16 protein-coding genes are annotated in these 24,748 nt (G+C 45.8%); 9 read left to right on the top strand and 7 right to left on the bottom strand.

What is annotated here, in order from left to right; translation table 11 throughout:
* The first annotated feature begins 67 nt into the window (after positions 1 to 67).
* From zwf to H6F66_RS27060, 4 genes are all read left to right on the top strand, one after another.
* Positions 68 to 1,597 (top strand): glucose-6-phosphate dehydrogenase, encoded by a 1,530-nt coding sequence (zwf, locus tag H6F66_RS27075; RefSeq protein ID WP_190428212.1) that lies wholly within the window; start codon positions 68 to 70, stop codon positions 1,595 to 1,597.
* 87 nt (positions 1,598 to 1,684) lie between these two features.
* A complete protein-coding gene (gene opcA, locus H6F66_RS27070) occupies positions 1,685 to 3,067 on the top strand; it encodes a glucose-6-phosphate dehydrogenase assembly protein OpcA (protein ID WP_190428210.1) in 1,383 nt (460 codons plus the stop codon).
* A gap of 41 nt (positions 3,068 to 3,108) precedes the next feature.
* The gene (locus H6F66_RS27065; protein ID WP_190428208.1) at positions 3,109 to 4,527 is read left to right on the top strand and encodes a cobyrinate a,c-diamide synthase; all 1,419 of its coding nucleotides are present in this window, start codon (positions 3,109 to 3,111) and stop codon (positions 4,525 to 4,527) included.
* A 147-nt stretch (positions 4,528 to 4,674) separates the two neighbouring features.
* On the top strand, positions 4,675 to 6,966 hold the full coding sequence (locus H6F66_RS27060; RefSeq protein ID WP_190428207.1) for a dynamin family protein: 2,292 nt from the start codon (positions 4,675 to 4,677) through the stop codon (positions 6,964 to 6,966).
* A 70-nt stretch (positions 6,967 to 7,036) separates the two neighbouring features.
* Here H6F66_RS27060 and H6F66_RS27055 read toward each other — a convergent pair whose 3' ends face one another.
* The 4 genes from H6F66_RS27055 to H6F66_RS27040 form a co-directional block, all read right to left on the bottom strand.
* Positions 7,037 to 7,516 (bottom strand): Crp/Fnr family transcriptional regulator, encoded by a 480-nt coding sequence (locus H6F66_RS27055; protein ID WP_190428204.1) that lies wholly within the window; start codon positions 7,514 to 7,516, stop codon positions 7,037 to 7,039.
* Between the two features lie 75 nt (positions 7,517 to 7,591).
* Positions 7,592 to 10,579, bottom strand: a complete 2,988-nt coding sequence (locus H6F66_RS27050; RefSeq protein ID WP_190428326.1) for a HEAT repeat domain-containing protein — start codon at positions 10,577 to 10,579, stop codon at positions 7,592 to 7,594.
* A 280-nt stretch (positions 10,580 to 10,859) separates the two neighbouring features.
* Positions 10,860 to 11,393 (bottom strand): translation initiation factor IF-3, encoded by a 534-nt coding sequence (gene infC, locus H6F66_RS27045; RefSeq protein WP_190428202.1) that lies wholly within the window; start codon positions 11,391 to 11,393, stop codon positions 10,860 to 10,862.
* A gap of 315 nt (positions 11,394 to 11,708) precedes the next feature.
* On the bottom strand, positions 11,709 to 11,900 hold the full coding sequence (locus tag H6F66_RS27040) for a hypothetical protein (protein WP_190428201.1): 192 nt from the start codon (positions 11,898 to 11,900) through the stop codon (positions 11,709 to 11,711).
* Between H6F66_RS27040 and H6F66_RS27035 the strand changes: the two genes are divergently transcribed.
* The gene (locus H6F66_RS27035; RefSeq protein ID WP_190428199.1) at positions 11,880 to 12,827 is read left to right on the top strand and encodes an alpha/beta fold hydrolase; all 948 of its coding nucleotides are present in this window, start codon (positions 11,880 to 11,882) and stop codon (positions 12,825 to 12,827) included. The genes H6F66_RS27040 and H6F66_RS27035 overlap by 21 nt on opposite strands.
* A 185-nt stretch (positions 12,828 to 13,012) precedes the next feature.
* On the opposite strand, the gene H6F66_RS27030 is transcribed toward H6F66_RS27035, so the two are convergent.
* The gene (locus H6F66_RS27030; protein ID WP_190428197.1) at positions 13,013 to 13,381 is read right to left on the bottom strand and encodes a BON domain-containing protein; all 369 of its coding nucleotides are present in this window, start codon (positions 13,379 to 13,381) and stop codon (positions 13,013 to 13,015) included.
* A gap of 264 nt (positions 13,382 to 13,645) precedes the next feature.
* Here H6F66_RS27030 and ilvN point away from each other — a divergent pair, with 264 nt between their 5' ends.
* The 3 genes from ilvN to H6F66_RS27015 all read left to right on the top strand — a co-directional run bounded on the left by ilvN (position 13,646) and on the right by H6F66_RS27015 (position 20,972).
* Entirely contained in the window at positions 13,646 to 14,164 is a 519-nt protein-coding gene (gene ilvN, locus H6F66_RS27025) for an acetolactate synthase small subunit (protein ID WP_190428195.1), read from the top strand.
* Positions 14,165 to 14,729: 565 nt separating this feature from the next.
* A complete protein-coding gene (locus H6F66_RS27020) occupies positions 14,730 to 19,727 on the top strand; it encodes a hypothetical protein (protein WP_199313387.1) in 4,998 nt (1,665 codons plus the stop codon).
* Between the two features lie 144 nt (positions 19,728 to 19,871).
* The gene (locus tag H6F66_RS27015) at positions 19,872 to 20,972 is read left to right on the top strand and encodes an ABC transporter ATP-binding protein (RefSeq protein WP_190428187.1); all 1,101 of its coding nucleotides are present in this window, start codon (positions 19,872 to 19,874) and stop codon (positions 20,970 to 20,972) included.
* Positions 20,973 to 20,986: 14 nt separating this feature from the next.
* On the opposite strand, the gene wecB is transcribed toward H6F66_RS27015, so the two are convergent.
* On the bottom strand, positions 20,987 to 22,105 hold the full coding sequence (gene wecB / locus H6F66_RS27010) for a UDP-N-acetylglucosamine 2-epimerase (non-hydrolyzing) (RefSeq protein WP_190428186.1): 1,119 nt from the start codon (positions 22,103 to 22,105) through the stop codon (positions 20,987 to 20,989).
* A gap of 216 nt (positions 22,106 to 22,321) precedes the next feature.
* Entirely contained in the window at positions 22,322 to 22,696 is a 375-nt protein-coding gene (locus tag H6F66_RS27005; RefSeq protein WP_190428184.1) for a hypothetical protein, read from the bottom strand.
* A gap of 646 nt (positions 22,697 to 23,342) precedes the next feature.
* Between H6F66_RS27005 and H6F66_RS27000 the strand changes: the two genes are divergently transcribed.
* The gene (locus H6F66_RS27000; protein WP_190428182.1) at positions 23,343 to 24,725 is read left to right on the top strand and encodes a type IV pilus twitching motility protein PilT; all 1,383 of its coding nucleotides are present in this window, start codon (positions 23,343 to 23,345) and stop codon (positions 24,723 to 24,725) included.
* Positions 24,726 to 24,748: the final 23 nt, after the last annotated feature.

The following is a 24,748-nucleotide window of genomic DNA, read 5'->3' as shown; positions in this document are numbered from 1 at the left end:
TAATGGGTTGGGCAACTCATTACCAATTAATAATCCTTCAATTAGTAATTAGTAATTAGCAACATCTATGGCCACACTGCTAGAAAATCCCTTGCGCGTTGGGTTGCGGCAGGAACGGGTACCAGAGCCGCAGATACTGATAATATTTGGGGCATCAGGCGACTTAACAAAACGCAAGCTGGTGCCAGCGATTTATCAGATGAAACGCGATCGCCGTATGCCGCAAGAAATCACAGTTGTAGGCGTAGCGCGTCGAGAATGGAGCCACGACTACTTCCGAGAAGAGATGCGCGAAGGCATCGAAGAATTTGGCGGTGGCATCGGGTCGGACGAATTTTGGCAAGACTTCGCCCAAGGTTTATACTACTGTCCCGGTGATATTGATAAGCCAGAAAGCTACCAAAAACTAAAAGCTTTCCTTGCAGAACTCGACGGTAAGCGGGGAACGCGGGGAAGCCGGGTATTCTACTTGTCTGTGGCTCCGAAATTCTTCCCAGAAGCGATTCGTCAACTGGGTGCAGCAGAAATGCTAAAAGACCCAGAAAAAACCCGCCTGGTAATTGAAAAGCCTTTTGGACGGGATTTGAGTTCGGCCCAGTCACTCAACCGAGTAGTGCAGCAGGTTTGCAGAGAAAAACAAGTTTACCGGATCGACCACTATCTAGGTAAAGAAACCGTTCAGAATCTTTTGGTTTTCCGGTTTGCCAATGCAATTTTTGAGCCACTGTGGAATCGCCAATTTGTCGATCACGTTCAAATCACAGTCGCAGAAACTGTAGGCGTAGAAGACCGAGCCGGGTACTATGAAACAGCTGGTGCTTTGCGGGATATGCTGCAAAACCACCTGATGCAAATTTTCTGCCTCACAGCGATGGAACACCCAAACTCGCTAGATGCTGACAGTATCCGCACGGAAAAGCTGAAAGTTCTTCAGGCAACTCGTTTAGCGGATGTGCATAACCTGGAATTATCAGCAGTAAGGGGTCAATATTCGGCAGGCTGGATGAAAGGGAAACCCGTCCCAGGCTACCGGGAGGAACCAGGAGTTGATCCCAACTCCACAACGCCCACCTATGTCGCCATGAAGTTTGCGATTGATAACTGGCGCTGGCAGGGCGTACCCTTTTATCTGCGGACTGGCAAGCGTTTACCCAAGAAGGTTAGCGAGATTTCTATCCAGTTCCGCGAGGTGCCGTTCTTAATCTTTCAATCTGCCGCCCAACAAGCTAGTCCCAACGTGCTGACTATGCGTGTTCACCCGAATGAGGGAATTTCGCTACGCTTTGAAGCGAAAATGCCGGGGCCAGATTTGCGTACTCGCACCGTAGATATGGACTTTAGCTATGGTTCTTCTTTTGGTGTCACCAGCTCTGATGCTTACGATCGCTTGTTAGTCGATTGTATGCTGGGCGACCAGACTTTGTTCACCCGTGCCGATGAAGTGGAAGAAGCTTGGCGGGTCGTGACACCAGCCCTCTCAGCGTGGGAGGGATCGACTGACCCGGCTTCAATTCCCCAGTATGAAGCGGGAACTTGGGAACCAGAGGAAGCAGAACACCTGATCAATCAAGATGGTCGCCGCTGGCGAAGACTATAAAGGGGACTGGGGACTGGGTAAGATTCCCAATTCCCCAATGCCTCAACTAGCAATTAACAATTAACATTAGCAACTGACAACTGAGCTATGACAACACAATCTCCTCCCGTTGTTTCGCTACAAGCACCTAAAGATATTTCGCTGAGTGATATTGAAGCGGAACTAAATCAAATCTGGGAAAGCTACAGAGAGAATACTGCAAATGGCGATTCGCCTGCTGCCGCTAGAGCCACTACGTTTACATTTGTAGTTTACGAACCCGAAGAAACCCAACACTTGTTAGCTGCTTTGGGATTTTACACCGGGCCAATTGATGGCATCGCTGGGCCGCGGATGAATTCAGGTTTGAAGGATGCCCAAAAAGCCTATGGACTGCCTCGTACTGGGAAGGCGGATGCTGAAACCCTAGCCCGACTGCGGGAAGACTTGGCTCATAGACGCTCCTCTGGTGCCATAAAAGACGCTCAAATGAATGGAGAGACACAAGCAACGTTGAATGTCACAGGTTACGGAGTTGCGGATGCGATCGCTGCCTCAAATCCCTGTCGTATCATTGCCCTGTGTCCCCACTCCGGTATAGACGAAGGTGTAACCGTCCAAGTCTCTGTATATTGCCCGATGAACAAGCAAAGTAACAATACGTTGCTTTGTTGCGAATACATCACTCTAAGCGGCACCGCGGATGCCCTAGAACGCATCGGCGGCATAGTGACAGCACTACTGATCGGCGATTTACCTAAGTTTCTCTGGTGGAAAGCCACACCCGATCCCCATAATGCTTTGTTCAAGCGACTGGCATCAGTTAGCAATTCCGTAATCGTTGACTCTTGTCAATTTGGCGAACCAGAAACCGATTTATTGCGAGTGCATACTTTGGCGGAACAAGGTATCCAGCTTACTGACCTTAACTGGCGACGGTTGGCAGCATGGCAAGAACTGACTGCCGAGGCTTTTGATCCCCCAGAACGCCGTGCTGCTCTTACAGAAGTCGATAAAGTGACGATAAATTATGAAAAAGGCAATCCCGATCAGGCGCTGATGTTCCTGGGTTGGCTGGCAAGTCGTCTCCAGTGGCATCCAGTATCCTATAAGCGCGAAGGCGGCGATTACGATCTGAGATACTGCTCGTTCGTGACTGCTGACCAACGCCCAATAGAAGCTGAGTTAGCAGGAATTCCCACCGCTGATTGGGGCGAAATTCCAGGTGATTTGATTGCCTTGCGGATGAGTTCGACTAACCTGGATGCCGACTGTTGTACGGTTCTGTGTTCGGAAACTAGCGGTTGTATGCGGATGGAAGCTGGGGGCGGCGCTCAAGCTTGCCGATTTGAGCAGGTAGCGCCTCTGACTGACCAAAAGGCTGAGACTTTGTTAGGTCAGCAGCTGCGCCGTTGGGGTCGCGATATGCTTTACGAAGAAAGTTTGTCGGTCACGGCGGAAATTCTCAAGATGAGTAAAGCTAATGGCTAATGGTTAACAATTAGCTATCCTTCAGTTAGCAGTTAGCAAACATGGCTTTAGTAATCGCAGGCGATCGCAGTGGGGTGGGCAAGACGACAGTCACGCTTGCCCTACTGTCGTCTTTGTGTCGTCGGGGTGAAAAGGTACAATCTTTTAAGGTTGGCCCAGATTACATAGATCCGATGTTTCATCGGTACGTTACAAATCGTGCCTGTCGGAATTTAGATCCGGTGCTGACATCAGAAACTTATGTGCAGGAATGTTTTGCCCGTCATACTCAGGCGGTAAATTACGCCTTAGTTGAAGGGGTGATGGGGCTTTTTGATGGAGTGGAAGGGACTGGGAACGGGAAACTGGGAACTGGGCAAGATTCCCAATCTCCAGTCACTTTTGCAAGTACGGCTCACGTTGCGCGGCTGTTGGATTTGCCGATATTGTTGGTGTTAGATTGCAGCAGGTTGTCGGGTTCGGTGGCTGCGATCGCGCACGGTTTCCGTTCCTTTGATCCGCGTCTCAAATTTGCGGGAGTAGTTTTAAATCGAGTCGGAAGCGATCGCCACTTGCAACTTCTCCAAGATGCCCTAGAAGCTTTGCAATTGCCGATTTTAGGTATTCTTCGCCGTCAAGATAACATTACCATTCCCGATCGGCATCTCGGTTTAGTACCCACAGCAGAAGTGTCCCATCTGGATGCTTTGATAGATCGACTTGCCTACTTGGGCGATTGCTTTGACTGGGAAGGCTTGTTACCGTTGCTGCAAGTGGGAAGCTCTCCCCAACTCCGACCCCAACTTCAGACAGAGGCAAGAGGTAAGGTAAGATTGGCAGTTGCCCGCGATCGCGCTTTTAGCTTCTACTACGAGGACAATCTAGAGACTTTGCGATCACTTGGGGTAGAACTGGCATTTTGGAGTCCGCTGACCGACGACAGCCTACCAGAAGGCATTCAGGGGATGTATTTTGGGGGCGGGTTCCCGGAAGTTTTTGCCCAGCAGTTAGCTGACAATACAGTCGTCCGGGATGCAGTCCGAAAAGCCATCTTAGCGGGAATGCCCACCTATGCCGAGTGCGGCGGTTTAATGTATTTGTGTCAGCAGATTGTAGACTTTGAGGGAAATTCTTCCCCTATGGTGGGAGTTTTGCCCACCACAGCCGTTATGCGATCGCGTCTGACATTGGGCTATCGGCAAGCCGTGGTTTTGCAAGACAGTCCCCTACTACCCGCTGGTACAACAGTTTGGGGGCATGAGTTTCACCGTTCCCAGTTAACCCAGGAACCAGCTGCACCTCTATTTCAGGCACGAGGCTGCGATCCCCACAGTTCAAACACAGTCGAAGGATGGTTGCTGCATCAGCTTCATGCTTCTTATGTCCATCTTCATTTTGCTGGGTGTCCGGATCTTCCCGCCAGATTTTTAGAACATTGCCTAAGGTTTTCTCAAGCCTCAACGGACGCGATCGCCAACTAACGAAGCATTACAGAAAACTTTCTCTTGTTCTACTCAGCACTCACCATCCAGTCAGCCACCCTAGTAAGTATCACCCTCCCCTGCCCTATTGCGTTCAGCTGTTGTAAGCTTTAGCTAACAAAAGCTACCCTCTTTCGGACAGCCAGTATGTCTTCTGAACAGTTCCAAGCAGCACACGACAGCATCTATATCACTGGTAGACTACTCTTACAATACCTTCAAGAAATTCAATCCAAGCGCCTGGCTAAAGGAAACGATACTAAATGCTTACAAAGTATTGAGGAAGACATCACCAAAGCGCTATACGCTTTGAAAGAACACAACTATCAACTTGCAGTCATTTCGCCAACTAAAACAGGTAAAAGTACCTTTCTCAATGCCATAATTGGTGCGGATATTTTAGCAACTGAAGCCGCCGCTTGTACCGTTTGCCGTACAGATATTCGACATATTGATGTTGGGCAAGTGCCTAGATTTTTAGAGTATCGAGAGGGAAAAAGACAACCTGTTGTTCTTGCTGAAGGTGACGGTGCAGAAATTCACCAAATATTTCTGGAACGTACCCAATATATTCGCACTCATAATAATCCCGACCATACCATTCGCTTTGAAATAGAGTATCCTATCGAGGCTATTAGCACCCTCTCATCCCTGGCTGGATTTACTCTCATTGATACCCCTGGCGTAGCTAATGGGAATTGGGAATATCATTATTCCACAGAATTAAAGCAAATAACGTTGGAATCATTGCGGAAATGCCATGCTATTTTGTTTATTTTAGATTACACCTCTTCTACAGATTTGATTTCAGATTTGCTTCGTGATGTCATGGAGAACCAAAAAAATATATTAGCTGAAAAAACGGAAAATATTTACTTTATTTTGAATAAAGCTGATAAAACAATAGATGTAAATACAGGAAATAATGACTTTATAAAAAAAATTGAATTAGAGTTAGCTGGCTTTGGACTCTCTAACCAAATGATCTATCCTGCAAGTTCTAAAAAAGGACTATTAGCGAAACTGATTCAAGGAGATACAGCAGCTAACAGTCATACCAAAGAATTTGTTAAATTGTTTTTGGGTGAATATCTCGAAGAAAATGAGGACGGTGAAGTTAGAGTTCCCCAACCCATAGAGATTGCGTCGAAAGCCTTAAAAGATAGTGGCATAACAACTATTCAAGAAACAATAATTCAAAACCTTACTAAAAATTATGGTTGGAATCTTATAAGTGATGTTTTGGCAAAACTAGATAAAGCTGCCAAGGCAATTGAGGATTCTCTAAATACAGAACTAAAAGTTTGGGGTATGGAAATTGAAGCTTTTAAAAATCAGGTAAAAGAGTATAGAGAAAAATCTGAATCTGTAACTAAAAAAATTGATTTAGTTAAAAAGTTTTCAGAAGGAAAAAAGGAAAAATTAATTACTAAACTTACATCTGAAATAAACATTTTTGCTGAGAATGCTAAAAACGAGATTCAAAAAGAAATTGAACGACTTGCTCATCTAAATACTGAAATTGGAAATACAACAACAGATTTAAAGGTTACTCAGAGTAATGTTAACCGGGAAATCACAAAGATTCCTTTTTTAGGCGAATCTTCAATATTTGTCATAAATGAAAGAAAAGCTACTTTCGTAGAAGCTATAAAACGAGCAGTTGTTAATCTATTTAATAGTAATACTGATAATCCTCATTCGCAAGTCTATAAACTAAGAGTTGCTACCAGAGAAGATGCTCAAAATATTCGACGCGCTGTAAACGAGTTCTTCGGTTCTCAAATTCAAAGCTGGTGGATAGACACGCATGATCAGCTTATCAGACAGGGAACGCGCAGTAGAGAGGAGTTGGTGCAAGAAATACAAGAGCAAGCCCAACAAATATCCAATGAAATAACTACTTCTATAGAAGAAGCTTTGAAGATTGAATTGAACATTAATTGCATTCAGTTTCCGAGTTTTGAATTTTTAGGCATTGATACAGAAATTCAGTCTCAGCAAGAGGTATATGCGAGGCTAGAAAAAGAAACTATAACAGAGAGCGATCGCACTGCTTCAACTAATCTATATCAAGTCGATATACCCTTTGAAGATAAGGGCGATTTGTTAGAAATTGACTTATACCAAATAGCAGCGCAAATTAAGCTGAAGATAGATGAACAGGTTTCTATAAATCAAGAGATTTTCAAACAAGTTATTGACAGACAAGTTACAGCAGATTTCCGAAGTGCAGAGCAACAAATTAAGTACTACATTGAAAGATTCAAAGATGAATTTAACTATTTGGTGAGCGAAAGAGAAAAGCCAGAAGCAGATACAGAGGAAATTTTAGTAAATCTTCAGGCTCAAAAAAAGCAACTAAATGAGTATTTGTCGGAATTGAATTCTATTCGGGAATCTTTGAATAGCTGGAAGCCTGTATTAACAGTTGTGTAGGCTGGGGAGGGAATGCGATCGCACTCTCTTCTTCCTCTCTTATTCTTCGCGTCTATAGCGCTAACGCGGTTTATCCCCCTAAATTACCAGCCTTACTCAAATCCCCATCCTGAGTTTCCGCCCGATAAACACTCAACTTGTTATTTAATTCACGGATGCGACGGGAAAGTAGACGAATGATATTCACAGCAATTCCCGGCGTTTCATCGATAGCATCATACAGTTGCAGCTGCGTCAACACCAGACAATCGCAGGATTCCAAAGTCGTAACTGAAGCCGAACGCGGTTCAGCATCAAACAGAGACATTTCCCCAAAGCAAGTACCCTGATCCAGTTGCGCCAGATCGCGATCGCCCAGATGCACCCTTACTCTACCTGAGACCACAATATAAAGCGATCGCCCTTCTTGTCCCTCGGTAAAAATGGTATGCTGCGCTGGAAAAGAAAGCTCATCCATTACAGAAGCCAGCCGCACCAGAAAATCATCCCGCAATTCTTGAAAAAGTGGGACACCCCGGACAAATAATAGGCGCTCAACGCTGGTTAACATAAATTTAATATTTTGTCAATAGCTAATTGCTAATTGTCAATTGCAATTAGCCATACTTCCATTAGCATGAACTAATTATTTCAGCTCTGACATCATCTGCTCAACTTGGGCGGCTACAAGGCGGTCTGGGTCATTTTTCAGCACGGGTAGCATTTCTGCCAAAGCGCGCGGCGAAGCTGCTTTTAGATAAGCCAGAACCGCCTCTCGCACAAAACCTGTAGGATGGCGCATACACACCAGCGTTTGTTCTGGCGTGAGACTCCATTTTGCCTGACGTGCCACATGAAAACAACAAGCCAAAGGCCAGTCTGACAGAAAGTGGCGTAATTCTAGCAAACGACGCAAGCGATCGCTCTTAGTCATCGGCTTATATGGCACCATTTCCGCCAAACTTTGCAGTTTTTCGCCTTCTGGTCGTCGGTCGAGAATTACCACAAGATTTCGCTTTCTGGCAATATCCAAAGTATTATCCAAAATTTCCAACCCCAAAGCGATATTAGAAGGCGAATCAGACTGAAGATTAAAAGCCGCAGCTTGAATAGAATTCAACGGATAAAGAAACTTCATCAACAAAAAACACCGCTCCACCACATCTGACTGCTCCTCTAAAAGCGCCCGTCGTAGCAAATCCAGTGCTGAATAATTCTGGTCTATAGCCGAAACTTTGAAACTATTAGATTCACTAATCAGCACTCGTTCCTCAGAACGGCTTAAATCTAGAAGTGCAGCGTACAGTTGTCCGATAAACAGCATTTCCTGTTCAATTAAGGTTTCCACACCACTGCGTCCTAATCGGTCGAGAACCCCCTCAATTCCGGCTTCATTAGGCATCTTCAGCAGAGTGCGGAGAATGTTGCGTCGCGTTGTCCCCCAACCCGTTTTCAGGTGAGCCACCAATTGATTAAGCGCTTCTGGTGTGCCAATCTGACCAAGAGCGACCCAAGCTTGTAGCCGCGCCAAATCTGGTTTATGGAGATCTTCAGCCAGCTCAACCAGCATCGGAATTGCTTCATCGCCTAAGCGCACGAGGGCGCTAATTGCGGCTTCGCGGGTAGATTTATAGTAAAGTCCCCGCACCAAAGCTGGATAATATTCGTTTAAGTGAGTCGATGCGATCGCTTCGAGTAAGGCACAGCGCACCCGCAAAGACTCATCTTGCAACAAACTGGGGATATAAAGTCGCAGCCCTTGCAAATAATCCGCCTCCGATAGCGCCCGACAACCCATAACTCGTTCCCGTTCCCGTTGATGGGTTAGCATCCGTCGCACAGTATTAGTAGCCTCCGCTTTCTCCGTAGGCGTACCCCGGCGTAAAATCAGGGCAGCAGCAGTTCCTCGCACTACTGGGTCTACACTTGGGCGAAGATAAGGCTGTAGCTGCCCTATATCCGGCTCGTCTTGAGTTATCCAAACATAGCGCAGAGCCAGAGCGAGAACTTCAGGATTAGGTTTTTGGGCAATTAAAGCCTGAACTGGGTCTAAATAAATCTGACTTGGGTTTAGCAGCATTGCTTCAAGGCTCTGACGCTGCAAGGACGGGGTGAGGTGAGTCAGCAGCGGAGCGAGGACTTCCCCAACGTCTTCCAAGTCTATTTGGCACAACAGTTCTATACAAGAGCGTTTATCGGCTTCCGTTCCTGGTTTCTCTAAGGTTTCGATGATGGTACGCTTGAGAACGCGCAAATCCACATCCGAGACGCTCAAGCGTTCTCCTTGGGCGCTCTGAACCAGTAAGCCGACATAGGTTGACCGTAACAGCCAAACTATGAGTAACCATACGAGAGCCACAATTAAGATGACGGCGACAAACACCCAAGTTTGGAGATACTGTAATGTGTTCGCCGACAGGTGATGAAAAACAAAAGCTAACAGGCTGATGACACCTAAAATCGCCACTCCAGTAAATCCGGTGGAGAGAGATTCACCAATACCCCGCACCTGAGCCATAACCGAGCTGCGGATGTTGTCTGGGAGGGGTTGGAACAGAACAGGCCCAATAGCAGCAATCAGGGTGTAGCGTAGTAATTCGTCTATGAATTTCAGGCAGATTAGACCAATAAAAAAATTGCCTATGCCTGTGAGGGAGATTAAGCCAAGGATAGCGATCGCTCCTGGTAATAACATAGCAGCGACAAATACCCCCAGTCGCTCTATGGCACGACTAGATATAAACCACTGCGTCCCCAGTTCGCACAAACCCACAATCCCGCTAAACAATCCCAGGAAGCTGGCAATTTGCTTACTGTCCAACTTCAGCTCTAATTGACTGAGATATTGGAAGTCTATTAACAGGTACAAAATCTGCCCAACCACGAAGAAGCCAAATAGCGGGATTGCGTATCGCTGTAGCGGCCCTCGAAGGCGGCGCGAGGTGAAATCTGTTTCTTGTGCAGCACTACCTCTATAGGGAGCAGCGGGGAAGGCTTGGCTATAGCGCTGGGTAAGATAAAAAAGGCTTGTGGCTCCCAGTCCCATCATCACAGCGGCGACTATAGAAACATTATTCAGCCCAACTGTGGCGACGATGAACGGGAGAGAAAAGCCGCTGACGACATCTGCAACTAGAATGCCGCTACTAATGAGCGGATAAGTGCGTTTAATTTCCCGAATATTAAATAGTTGATTAGCTGTGATGGAGGTGTTGATGTCATTGAGGACGTTAATAGCTTCCACCCACAGGCGCATCAGAAAGACGATAACACCAGACAAATAGACAATATTCAACCCCACGCGAAATAGGAGTAGGGGGGCTACTGCAAGAATAGCAACTACGACAATTACCGAGCGCAGGGGCAGAATCTTTTGCATCCAAGAATACACCACCCCCAGCCCGGAACCGATCCCTGCCGAGAGAATATAAAACAAGGGCAGGGATTCTGCTCCATACTTTTCGAGAAATAAAGCGACGGTGCTGGCTTCTGCCCAGATTATCCCCACCGAGGTTGTGGTGTAGAAGGCGAACATCAGTAATGTTCGCTCTCCTTCTTCTGGGCGGAGATTCACCCACTGGAGGAATCCCCGTCCCCAGTCGGACCAAGACCAAGTGCGATTGTTCAGTTTCATGCCGCTCAAGGGAGAAGTCAGTTGTAGGAGGCGATTGATCTGGGCAACAGCTTTATGATTCCCACCCAAATACTTCACCCGTACAGGCAGGAGATAAAAGCTTACCCCCATTCAGGAGTCAGGAGTCAGGAGGCAAGGTTTTTCTTATGGATTTTGTCCCCTTGATTCTGCCTCCTGTATTTTGTCTCCTGTATTCTTGATGGAGGTTATTGCCACCAGTTCCAGACTTTTAGTCTATCCTTTGGCGACTGTTGTCAGTCTCCTGACTTCTTCTTTTAGGCTATTTTTTTGGAGACAGCAGCATCATCATGTTGCGACCTTCTTTTTTGGGAGCTTGCTGCACTTCCGCCAATTCCTGCAAATCTGTCGCCATCCGTTGCAGCAGTTCCTCGGCCAAATCGCTGTGTTGAATTTCTCGACCTCGAAAGGTAATCGTAGCTTTAACCTTATCTCCCGACTTCAGAAAGCGCTCAGCTTGATTGACGCGCACTTGATAGTCATGCTCCTCAATCTTATAGCGCATCTTCACTTCCTTGACATCCGCCGTATGCTGATTTTTCTTGGCCTCCCGTGCTTTTTTCTCTTGCTCGAACTTATACTTGCCGTAGTTCATAATCCGGCAAACGGGCGGCTCTGCCTTGTCGCTCAGCAAAACGAGATCCAGCTCTTTTTCTTCGGCAATGCGTATAGCCTCATTCGGTGCCATAATACCCAACTGCGTGCCATCGGTATCAATGACACGAATTTGGGGAAAGCGAATTCTTTCGTTGATTTGGGGTAGATCGCGCGTGCGTCTTTTTTCAATCACAGGCATTAGGTTATTTTTGCTCGGTTAATTGTAATGGTAAGTAAGTTAGTTTGTCCAAGTAGCAAGCTTTCCGCCAGAGCGATCGCCTCTGACAAAATGCTCAGGAGCTGTTTTCAATTCAATGAGAATGAACCCAAGCTTTGCGCTCCTTGTATTTGCCATTCTACTTAGTCTGATATGGTTTCTGTCCAGGGTTGTAATTTAACTTCCAATTGAGTTAGGCACTTGTCGCCAATCTGAGAGCTAAGGTCTAGGGACGGCGACCGGGAGAAATCTTCCCCGCACAAAGGCTGAAAGCTTTACACTCCATAGCTTTTATAGCTAATCCGCTAGTATCACTGCCAGAGCGATCGCTCTTTTAGCTTGCCTTTTTTCCGCCGTAATCAAATTATCCTCGATCTGAATTTTAAACAGCAACCGGCTGCAAACCTCTAAAATAGAAGTTAAGAAACCAAAATGGTAAACATTTCTTAACTTGAGGCAAATGCGATCGTGACCCAGCATTGGCAGCATCGGATTGGCAGTCAGAGAGACTGGGTTTGGCGAGGTTGGCAGACTCGCTATACCTACATCCGTGCATCTCAACCAAGTCAGATAACAACCCCGGTGTTGCTGCTGCATGGATTCGGGGCTTCTATTGGACACTGGCGACACAATCTAGGGGTTTTAAGCCAATCCCACACAGTTTATGCCCTGGATATGCTGGGATTTGGAGCTTCCCAGAAGGCCCAGGCAGATTATAAAATTGACCTCTGGGTAGAGCAGGTTTATGATTTCTGGCGCACTTTTATTCAGCAGCCAGTGGTGCTAGTGGGAAACTCGATTGGTTCGCTGGTTGCGCTAGCGGCGGCGGCGGCGCATCCGGAGATGGTGCAGGGCTTTGTGATGATGAGTTTGCCCGATCCGACAATGGAGGAGGAGGCGACTCCCAAGTTCTTACGACCTTTGGTGGCGAGTATTAAAGGCGTTGTGGCATCGCCCCTAGTGCTGAAAAACGTTTTTTCTGTGGTTAAGCGCCCGTCTTTTGTCCGCAAGTGGGCAAGCCTAGCTTATTCTAACCCCGAAGCTATTACCGACGAACTGGTGGATATTCTCGCAGGCCCTGCCCAAGATCGGGGTTCTGCTGCGGCATTCTGCGCCATCTTTAAGGCGATGACTGGGACACAGTTTGGCCCTAGTGTCACCAAGCTGCTGCCAACCTTAAATGTGCCTATGCTCCTGATTTGGGGCCGTAAAGACAAGATGATTCCCTACAGTCTTGTACATCGCTTCAACAACCTCAACGCAAGGCTCCAGTTAGTTGAGGTAGATGCAGGTCACTGTCCCCACGATGAATGCCCAGACGAAATTAATCAGCTGATCCTCAACTGGCTGGAAACTCTAGCCACATCTAAAACTGACTCTGCTACACCGCAAAAGCAGTTAACGGCTAGAGAATAACAGCGGCTGTAACTTTTGCCAGATAGCGCAGGCATGATTCCTGCGCTACGCATGATAAATGCGCCCAGGATAAGGGCAGGTTGGGTTAAACGACTAAGCAAAACCCAACAAATGCCTATATTTAGATTGGGTTTGTATCCTTCAATCCCACCTAATTCTGTGAAGGGGATTACCCTAGCTACAATCTAACCAATAGTGACTTGATTGGTTTCTACACCCGTGGCACCTTCCACACTGCGGGCGACCGATACCATTTGAGAAAGAATTTGCTGACTGGGAACTTTTCCTTTCAAAACCACTGTACCGCCAGTCTGCGCTACGTAGAGGGTATCAATATCATCCAACGACGGGTCTTGGTCAAAAGCCAGAGCAACCCGCTTGGCAAGACCGCTTTGGTCATATTCCCCATTTAACCCTACTCGCTCTGGGGGAATTGTCTCGCTACCACTTGCAGCACCAGCTGAGGCAGGAGCTTGAGCTGTCGGTGCTGGGGTCGCATTGACTTGAGCATTTTGCGGCTTTTCCATCCCAAAAAGTCTTTTTAACCAACCCATAAGTATTCTTACTCCAAACGAAGTTTACTACACCATTATTATGAAAATGACGAATTGATAACATCTCCCAAGGAAAGATTTAAGCCTTTACTATCGCTAAATCTACAGATATAAGCGTTTTTGTGGACAGGGGGCGCTATGAAGTAACATAAAGTGGTGTCCCGTTGCCGCATATTGCGTCAGCATTGCTTTTGCTTGGCGTAACCTTTAGGAAAACCCTGTATTGCAAAGCAAGATTTTGCGCTTCAGCTTCTTTTGTATACAATGAAACACACTCTTTCTGTTTTAGTTGAAGATGAGGCGGGAGTTCTAACCCGAATAGCTGGTTTATTTGCCCGTCGAGGCTTTAATATTGAAAGCCTCGCTGTTGGGCCTGCCGAAAATTTGGGAATCTCCCGAATCACAATGGTTGTACCAGGAGATGATCGGATAATTGAGCAGCTTACTAAGCAGCTCTACAAGTTGGTGAATGTACTTAAAGTACAGGATATTACTGATACTCCGTGTGTTGAGCGAGAGTTGATGCTGCTGAAAGTGAATGCTACTAGCTCGAATCGCTCGGAAGTTGTGGAATTGGCTCAGATTTTTCGCGCTAGGGTAGTAGATATCGCTGAGGATTCGCTGACCTTAGAAGTGGTAGGAGATCCAGGGAAGTTGGTAGCAATTGTGCAGGTGCTAAATAAATTTGGCTTGCGGGAAATTGCTCGTACTGGTAAGATTGCCCTCACTCGCGAGTCAGGCGTTAATACAGAGTTTCTCAAATCTTTGGAAGCCAAACTTTAAGGGACTGGCAATTTTTCCTGTTTCGTTACCACTGTTGGGCGCTAGGAAGGCGGCCAATATATGCAGGGTTTGAGAAACCCGTTTTCTTAAAGAAAACGGGTTTCTATCTATGTCTTTCTTATGTCAGCAACTTTAATTTAGTGTTCCCTAAATTAGTTTATAGCCACGGAAACATACTTTAATATCTACAGAATCCGGATAGGCTGCTAGTTACTAGGTATCAAAAGCACTGTATAGAGTGGGCAATCGGTCGTATGCTTTTTGCGGACAATGATTTCTATATTCTGTCTAAAGAAATATTGATTATTCTCTGCTAAAGGCATATAAGATGTGAGCTGGCGAAAGATTAATAAACGATTTTTGATAATTAACAGGGTTCAGTTGGGTGCTGAAAATATGTCCTGAGACAACAGGAGAGTAAAAAAACTTTATTTAGCAAATACTGATAATCAGCCAATTGCAAAACCGGAAAATAAACTAAGTATTATTGCTTATAAGGTTTGTAGATACCGCCACTGCTACAGCACTGGTTGATGACTATTTGCATCGAACGCACAGGCCGAAAATGAGAGCAATGACTGATTTGAGGGAACCAGAAGAGGCATCTGCATACAACGATCGCTCAGTGAGGACATTATTAAGAGCGATCGCACTTTCTCAGGGGTACTTTTCGCTAATCTTGGTGCGCTGCAACTATGCTTCTTTACAAAATCGGATGGTGCAGCAGATACGCCAACAAAATCAGTTTTTGATGCAGGAGCTGCTCTTAGCAGATACAGTCAAAACCCTCTACAACCCGATTCTGGAAGCTGTGGGGGAGCAAGGCAGATCGCAGCTACAACAGGAAATGCCGCCAGCTTTGATGATTTTGGGGTTAGAGTCAGCGATCGCGCTTGACCAGGTGCTGATATCTACCAACTTACTGCGAGATGAGTTTCGCGCTCATTTTCCCTTTCCGATAGTACTGTGGATTACGGATGCGGTGCTGCAAAAGCTAATCCGGTTTGCGCCGGATTTCAAAAGCTGGGCGGCTTCATCAATCCGCTTTGTGCTGTCCACATCGGAGTTAATGGAATTACTGCAAAATAAGGCAGACTCCTGGTTTGCCAAAGAGCTAAACTTCAGCACCGATCAGTCGCAAGAAAATTTTGCCCTCGCTCCTTGTGTTTCCGACCATCCTCTAGAACTGGAGTCAGCTTTAGAAGATTTGCGCGATCGCGGACAGCAATTAGAGCCAAAATTACAAGCAAGTCTGGAATTTGTCCGGGGATGCGATGACTACAACAGAGATCGGATCGAGTCGAGCATAGTCCATTATCAAAAAAGTCTGGCTTATTTCCGAAGTGACCACTCAGCAGTGAGTTGTCACAAAAAGGCAACTGACAAAAACCGAAAGGCGAGAAACACTTCTTTCCATTCTCGTCTGCGACGCTTTACCATGCTAGGCCTTGAGAACCCCCAGAAAGAGCGAGAGGCTTTGCTGCTATTTCACTTGGGGCGATGTTACAGCCGTTTGGCTAACCTGCGACCAGAAAAAAGCCGCCAACACTGGAACCAATCCAGAGATTATTTACAGGAGTGTATTAAGGTCTTTGAAGCAGCTGAGCGTCCAGAACTGGTTGCTAAGTTTATTTCGTCTCTTTGTGAAGTGCTGCAACGTTTAGAAGCTTGGGCAGACTTGCAGGTTTTGGCTCAAAAAGCTTTGTTGTTACATCAAACTTATAAATTGTCCCTCCAGCAAGCTCAAGATTATGGCTTTTTGGCGGAAGTTGCTCTTTCTGTATGCAACTGGGAAGAGGTGAATTTGCAAGCAAGGTTTGCACTCTCGACGTTAACGATAACGAATTTAGATACAACCTGTCTAGCAATGCCACTCTCCCAGTATGAGAGTTTATATCTATTTCTTCTGGCTGTGTCCCAGCAGCATTTGGGTGAGTGGCAAACTGCTACTGCTGTCAAAAACTTGGAACAAGCTCTAGAACAGTGTAACCATCAGTACGATCCGCATTTGTATATTCGGATTGCCAAAGCTTTGCGATCGCTTTACTTTGAAGAAGGTCACTATCTGCAAGCTTTTCTACTTAAGCAACAACTGCGTTCCATTGAACAGCAGTATGGTTTTCGCGCCTTCACTGGTGCTGGACGCTTACAGCCCCACCGGCAAGCTCTTAACCCAAGTATCTCACATGCACTAGAAACAAGAGCTAAAGGATCTGTTGCCCAGGAGATAGCGGCTTCCGGTCGCCAACAAGATGTTAGTCGCCTTATCGAGCGCATCAGCCGCAACGATCGCAAGCTGATTTTAATTCACGGCCCTTCTGGGGTTGGCAAAAGCTCAATTATTACAGCTGGCTTAATCCCCGCATTACAGCTCAAAAGTATTGGCGCTCGGGATGTCTTGCCCGTCGTAGTGCAGGCTTACAGCGATTGGCTGGGGACGCTGAGAAGAAATTTAGCCCATTCTCTCGCTCTTAGGAATCAGAAAGGCGAGGAGGCAAACACCAGTAGAGATAGAGAATTATTCCCTTTACCCAGTCAAGAGTTCCCAATTTCCACTGAAATTATAGAACAGTTGCGACAAAATGCTAACGGCAATCTGTTAACAGTTCTGATTTTTGACCAATTTGAAGAGTTATTTTTTGTTTGTACTAACCCAACGATTAGGCATCAATTTTATGAATTTTTGCGCGACTGTCTAAACATTCCTTTTGTCAAAGTTATTTTATCGCTGCGAGAAGACTATTTACATTATTTACTAGAATGCGAACGGCTTAATTATTTAGATATTATCAATAATGATATTTTAAATCAAGAGATTCGTTATTACTTGGGCAACTTTTCTAAGAAAGATGCCAAATTAGTTATTAAAAGATTAACTGAACGTTCTCCATTTTTTAATTTGGAGCAGCAACTAATTAGTCGGTTGGTGGAAGATTTGGCTGAAGAATTAGGAGAAGTTCGACCTATTGAGTTGCAATTAGTGGGCGCTCAACTACAAGAAGAAGAAGACAAAATCACAACCTTACAGCAATATCTGCAACTTGGAGCTAACCCAAAAGCAGAACTAGTGGAGAGATTTTTAAAAAAAGTTATTGCTGATTGTGGTCCAGAGAACGAGTTCGCAGCTTGGGATATTTTGTTTTTATTAACTGATAAAAAAGGAACCCGCCCGCTGAAGACTCAAGAGGAATTCGCAACTATTTTATCTATAAATAAAAAGAAACTAAATTTAATTTTAGAGATTCTGATAGGCTCTGGTTTAGTATTTGTCGTCTGGGATGAGTCAGAAGCCCGCTATCAGTTGGTGCATGATTATTTGGTCGAGCGGATTCGCCATAGATCCGATTTGAACCTGAAAGCACAGCTAGCCAGAAGTGAGGAAAAACTGAATCGAGTTCAGAAACAACAGCTGGGGACGATTGCCGCTGGTATTATGATGGCAATTCTGGCAATTTTGGCTGGACAATTTGCGTGGCGAGCGGAAGCTCAAAGAAAAGTGGCTGCGATCGCGCAAACTAATGCTCAGCTTAGCGCCCTAAGTGCCTCTTCCGAAACACTCTTTGTTTCCCATAAGGAATTTGATGCTTTAATTGAAGCGTTGAGAGCAGGTAAACGCCTAAAAAATGCTACGGGTGTAGAAGCAGCTACTCAGCTGCGCGTCTTGTTAGCAATGCAGCGAGCAGTCTATGGCGTGCAAGAGCGCAATCGCTTGGAGGGGCATCGGGATATAGTTTGGGGTGTGAGTTTCAGCCCAGATGGACAAACAATTGCCTCAGCGAGTACAGATAAGACTGTAAAACTCTGGCGACGTGATGGCAAACTACTGAAAACTTTGGGAAACCTTATTGGACACACTGATAGTGTCACCAGCGTAAGTTTCAGCCCAGACGGTAAAACGTTGGCTTCTAGCAGTTTAGACAAGACGATAAAACTGTGGAAAACAGACGGCACTTTAATTAGAACAATTAAGGGACATAGTAGCCCGGTTAATAACGTTAGCTTTAGCCCAGACGGTAAAACATTGGCTTCAGCAAGCGATGATAAAACGGTAAAGCTTTGGAACCGCAGCACTGGCCAGTTCCAAAAGGCCTTAAAACATAACAGTAAAGTTACTAGCGTTGTTTTCAGCCCGGATGGGAGGCTCTTAGCTACGGCAAGTTATGACAAAATCATCAGCATTTGGGATATTTCCAAGCCAAAGGTAGAGCAGCCTGACAAAATTTTGCGGGGACATCAAGGTAAAGTGACTTCCCTGAATTTCAGCCTGGATGGGCAGCTTTTAGCTTCGGCAAGTGATGACAAAACGATAAAAGTGTGGAACAAAAGCGGCGAACTGGTTCAGACATTGACAGGACATAGTGACTGGGTGTTTGCAGTTAGTTTTAGTCCTGACAGTCAGAAGTTAGCTTCTGCCAGTAATGATAATACGGTAAGAGTTTGGCGGCGTGACAGTAAGGCCAAGTTTGAAACCCGTTCCTACAGAATTCTTAAGGGACACAGCGATGCTGTCACCAGTGTATCTTGGTCGTCAGATGGTCAGACTTTGGCTTCTGGTAGTTACGACAAAACTGTGAAATTCTGGCGACTTAACGATATGTCGCGCATTATTCTAAGAGGACATAAGGATCATGTCCATGACATTAGTTTCAGCCCAGATGGTCAGACTTTGGCTTCGGCTAGCCAAGATAAAACGGTAAAATTGTGGGACAAAAGCGGCTTGTTACTCGGAAGTTTGGTGGGGCATAAAGACCGGGTACTTAGTGTTACTTTTAGCCCAGAGGGTCAGTTGATTGCTTCTGCTTCTCGCGACAAAACGGTGAAAATTTGGAGTATATCGGGTAAGCTGCTTTTGACTTTAAATGGGCAGAATGGACATAAAGATTGGGTTTTGGATGTGGCTTTTAGTCCTAATGGCAATATCCTTGCGTCTGTTTCTCGCGATAAGACAGTGAAACTTTGGGATGTTTCTGGTAGGCTGATTAAAACTTTGAAGGGACATAGCGATCGCGTTAATGCAGTTGCCTTTAGTCCGAATGGTAATACACTGGCAACTACCAGCGATGATAATACTATAAAACTCTGGACATCTGATGGCAAATACATCCAAACTCTGGCTGGGCATAATGGCTGGGTCTTGGATGTAACGTTTAGTCCCAATGGTCAGCTAATCGCGTCAGCTAGTTATGATAACACTGTCAAACTTTGGCGGCGCGATGGATCTTTGTATCGAACTTTAGAAGGGCATACTGATAGCGTTTCTCATCTTAGTTTTAGCCCAGATGGCCAAATTTTGGCGACGACTACTTGGGAAAATACAGTACAATTGTGGCGGCTTGATGATACTTTGATTAAAACTCTTCAAGGTCATAGTGGCCGCGTTACAAGCGTCAGTTTCAGTCCTGATGGTAAAGCACTTGCTTCTGCTAGTCAGGATCAAACAGCGAGTATCTGGAATCTGGATTTAGATAATCTCCTGTTGCACAGTTGTGATTGGGTGCAAGACTATCTGAGGAATAACCCAAAAGTTCGAGCAAGCGATCGCTTTCTTTGCAATAGTAATTAGGAAATATATACCCACAGCGCTTTAGCTTTGATGTTCCACGTCCAAAGCTGCGATTATCCTTGGGGAAGGCGAAGCGCCTACAATAAGGCATTTTCACTAATAACTACGTATAAACTAATAACTAATGACTAATAGCTAAAAACTATGGCAAACGTTCGCTTACAAGGCATTACGCGCAGATTTACTAATACCACTGCCATTGAGAATATTACCTTTGAGGTGCCTGATGGAGAATTCTGGGTGATGGTGGGGCCTTCCGGTTGCGGTAAATCGACGATTTTGCGAACGATTGCTGGTTTGGAAACGGCCACTGGCGGTAATCTCTACATCGGGGATACTTTGATGAATGGTGTCCCCGCTAGGGCCAGGGATGTGGCGATGGTATTCCAAAATTATGCGCTTTACCCGCACATGACGGTAGCGGAAAATCTGGCTTTTGGTCTGAGGATGCGCTCTTTTGAGAAGAAAATGGTTCGAGAACGGGTGGAAACGGTAGCGCGATCGCTCGATATTTCCCATCTTCTGGATCGCAAACCTAAGCAACTTTCTGGAGGACAGCAGCAGCGAGTAGCGTTGGGGAGAGCGATCGCACGTCAACCCCAAGTATTTCTCTTAGATGAACCACTTTCTAATTTAGATGCTCAGTTGCGAGATGATACGCGGGCGGAACTCAAGCAGCTACATCAAAAAGTGGGAATTACTACTATTTATGTCACCCACGATCAGGTAGAAGCGATGACTTTAGCCGATCAAATTATAGTGCTAAATCAAGGTCGGATTCAGCAAATTGGCGACCCTCAAAATATTTATGCCAGACCTGCTAATCGGATGGTGGCGACGTTTTTAGGTAGTCCGCCGATGAATATTTTATCCGCGACCTACACGGGTGAAGTTTTTCAGATAGGCAACGAATCTTTACCTTGTCCGTTTGCGCTTCGCAATAAGTTAAAACTCCCTGAAGGGAAAACTTTTGATTTGGGAATTCGTCCGGAGCATATTTGGATTGAACCGCAAACGCCCCCTGAAGAAAAGGAATATGGACAGTTAGTTATTGAGGTGCATGTTGTTGAACCTTTAGGGAGGGAGATTCTGGTTCGTGGGCGTTTGCCGGAATCTGGTGTTGTGGTGAATTTTCAGGCGGGTGCAGATTGGCGGGGTCGTCCGGGCGATCGCTTGACCATCCAACTCGACCTGAATCAGCTGTTTGTCTTTGACTCCACCACTGGCGACACTCTCTATCCTTAGAAATTTAGTGATTTTTAACAGCTAGAGAAATATTTCTCTACAATTTGCAAAATTTTCTCAGATGCACGTCCATCGCCAAAAGGATTAATCGCTGTTGCCATCTTTTGATAGGCATCTGGATTACTTAACAATTGGGTCGCCGCAGCCAGAATTTGATTTGAGTCGGTTCCCACCAATTTTGCTGTACCTGCTGTTACAGCTTCTGGTCTTTCTGTGGTTTCCCGTAAAACTAGCACTGGTTTACCTAAACTCGGTGCTTCCTCTTGCAATCCCCCGGAATCTGTTAACAGCAAGTAACTGCGTTGAATTGCGCCTACAAGCTGCGCGTAATCTAAGGGTTCTGTTAAAAAAACTCTCTCGTTGGTTCCTAAAAGTGCTTGTAACGGTTCTCGCACGGTCGGATTTCGATGCAGGGGTAACAATAAAGCTGTATCGGGAAACTTATCTAATATATGTAGAAATCCCTCTGCAATTCCTTGGAGTGGTTCCCCCCAGTTTTCCCGGCGGTGAACTGTTGCTAGAAGTACGCGGTATTTATTCCAGTCCAAACCGGGAATGTCGCACTCTGGCTGACTTTTCGCCACCGTCAGCAAAGCATCAATTACTGTATTTCCGGTTTGGTGAATTTCACCCGTCACTCCAGAACGTTGCAGGTTTTCCACCGCCAGTGATGTTGGCGCAAAATGCAGTTGGGTTAGTTGGGAAATCAGCCTTCGATTGGCTTCTTCTGGGTAAGGATTAAATAGATCGTCTGTGCGTAATCCCGCTTCTACGTGACCTACGGGGATTTTTTGGTAAAATGCGGCCAAAGTAGCTGCAAAAGCTGTGGTTGTATCACCTTGAACTATTACCATCTGTGGCTGCAACTGTCCAAATATGGCTTCTAGTCCCCGCAAACTGCGAAAGGTAATATCTGTGAGAGTTTGCTGACGTTGCATGATTTCTAGATTCCAATCAGCACTCAGTCCAAATAGCTGCATCACCTGTTGAACCATTTCTCGATGCTGACCAGTCAAAACTACCTGAGTTTTAAAATTGGGCGATCGCTGGAACTGCTGAATAACTGGTGCCAGTTTAATCGCTTCCGGACGGGTTCCCAGAGTGATGCAAATCGAAAAAGGAGATGGGAGCATGGAAATTTAGGTCATTTGCGAGTAACAGGAATTGCGATCGCTTCCTTTATATGGTACTTGATGCGGTTTTTCGCACTTCGGACGCATACAAAGTTGTTCGCTTTTCCCAATCCTATATAAAGATTCTCCTACGAAAAGACCCGGCAGATGCCGGGTCGTTGAACTGTTGCAGACAACACACTTTCTTTAGATGAGCGTTCACAATTTATTCATTTGTTAGGAATCTAGATCGCAAGTTAGTGGGCAAGCTGCATACACTGAAGTGTGACGAGGATTTGCTTCACCATGCAGCCAGTGCAACCAACGCACTTCTTGAGGATGTACTCCCTTGAGAGTTAACAATGCCGCACCAGCGACAACTGCCAAAATATTTGTTCCAATCAAGGCTCCTGCCACCAATAATACAGCGCTCACAGGCAGTACAGATTGTAAAGCGATCGCCAGCATTGCGCCTACCGTAACCATGAGGACAACCAACGGGAAGCCTACAACCAGTAAGCAAACCGTTAAAGTAAAAGTCCAGATCAAAAAGCTTTTGATCGTAGATAATGAATAACCTTTTCCCAAACTTTGGTTCTGAGTCAGTTGCATGATTTTTTTCTCCTGATAGCCAAACAACGAATTTATATGTAGAAAATGACTTTTAATCGATCCTTGCGGACTCGACCAGCGTGAAAATTAGTATAGTTAATCCTTTTCTTAAGATGAGCTTATCTTTACTAAAATTTACACTCAGTTCAGATTATCTATGGCTGCAAAATTTTCAGCGTCGGCTCATTCTAAAGCGCAAATTATAACCACCATCCCCCTAAAGATATAGGTTTTCAAGAGTGTTAGGATTTCAGCTTATTTTATAGGCAGGCTAAAAAGACGCGATCGCCCATATAACTTCTATACAACCAATCCAACACCATTCTGCTTAACATATCTTATGATTTTCAAGAAATATTCTCATAATTAAGCTCATCTATGAAAGGGACTGGGGAGGGGGTAACTGGGAGAAAACCTCCCATCCAAAATCCCAAATTGAACAATCCCCTGAAAAGAAAGAATTTTTTCCGGTGAATGTTACTCACCCCCTAGTTTTGGGAAAACTACCAATAGGAGTGCTTAAAACTCCTACAACAGCAGCCAAACCCTCGAATCGCCTCTGAGGACTGCCTTGAGGAAACGTCTTCGCGGGATGAAAGTGCGCTTTATTAATTGATGTAAATTTTCTAACAGCGGTATTTGAAAGATGACAGAACCCCAGCGTCCACCGATGTCACCGCCCCCTCCACCCCGCGTCCCCCCTGCACCACCGCCGGGAATGCGACCTCCAGCAAGGGATGCCGCTGCCACCAGTTCCACTCAGCAGCAGCCAATGCAAACCGTGGAAATGTCTTCAACACAAAGAACCGCTGTCGCAGCTCCTCCGCCTCCTCCCAAAGTTCCACCTGGGATGCCACCTGGGATGCCGCCTGGGGTGCCACCTTCGGGGCGACCAGCTCCCCCGCCTTCCTCGGCTGCACCAACTGTTGTAGCTCGCACACCGGCAAAACCTGTAGGCCCTAGTCCGGGACAACCAACATTACGGGAAATCGTTGTCAAGGCTCATGAAAATGGAATTTCCGATATTCACGTAGGTGTATCTGAAGTTCCGCGCTTCCGCAAGCGGGGCGACATGGAAACGACGGATTATCCGTTAACGGACGAAGCAACTTTTATGAGCTGGTTGCGGGAAGTGATGAGCGATGCTCAGATTCGGGAATTTGAAGAACGTCTAGACTTTGACGGGGTAACGCAGTACGAGTTTTCGCGGGCGCGGATCAACGTATTTGGTTCCATGCGCGGCCCGGCGATGGTAATGCGACTCATCCCGAACAATATCTTGACGATGGAGCAGCTACGGTTGCCAGAAGTATTTAAAGATATTTGTCATTACCATAAAGGGTTGATTTTGGTGACAGGGCCAACAGGTTCTGGTAAATCTACCACGATGGCTGCCATGATTGACTACATCAATAAAGAAATGGCAAAGCACATCATCACCATTGAAGACCCGATTGAATTTGTTCATACCAGTCGCAAGTCTCTAATTAAACACCGGGAAGTCGGTTTAAACACCTTGAAGTTTGACAACGCACTGAAAGCAGCGTTGCGGGAAGACCCCGACTTGATTCTGGTGGGGGAAATGCGTGATAAAGAAACGGTTAACACTGCCCTCAAAGCGGCTCAAACTGGTCACTTGGTAATGGGAACGCTACACACCAACAGCGCTGTGAAAACGATTGAGCGGATTCTCAATCTTTACTCAGCTGAGGAGCAGCATTCTATGAAGATTGCGATCGCTGAGTCCCTTGTATCCATCATTTCCCAAGGTTTGTGCAAAACCACCGATGGTAAACGTGCTGCTTTCCACGACATCCTGATCAATACTGAGGCGATCAAAGATTACATCAAGGAAGGTAAGTATGAAGAGATTACCGGAATCATGCTTGCCTCCAGTTTTGACGGCATGATTACCATGAATAGAGCGCTCCTCGACCTCTATCAAGAAGGTAGAATTACTGAAGAAACTGCCTTGGAAATGTCGCCTACTCCTAACGAGATGGCTCAATTCCTCCGAGGACGGGTATAGCAATTAAAAATGTAAAATTAAAA

The organism is Trichocoleus sp. FACHB-6, assembly GCF_014695815.1.
GTDB classification, from domain to species: Bacteria; Cyanobacteriota; Cyanobacteriia; order Cyanobacteriales; family FACHB-T130; genus Funiculus; species Funiculus sociatus.
The sequence above is the reverse complement of the archived record's forward strand: the minus strand, read 5'-3'. Positions and strand labels throughout refer to the sequence as shown.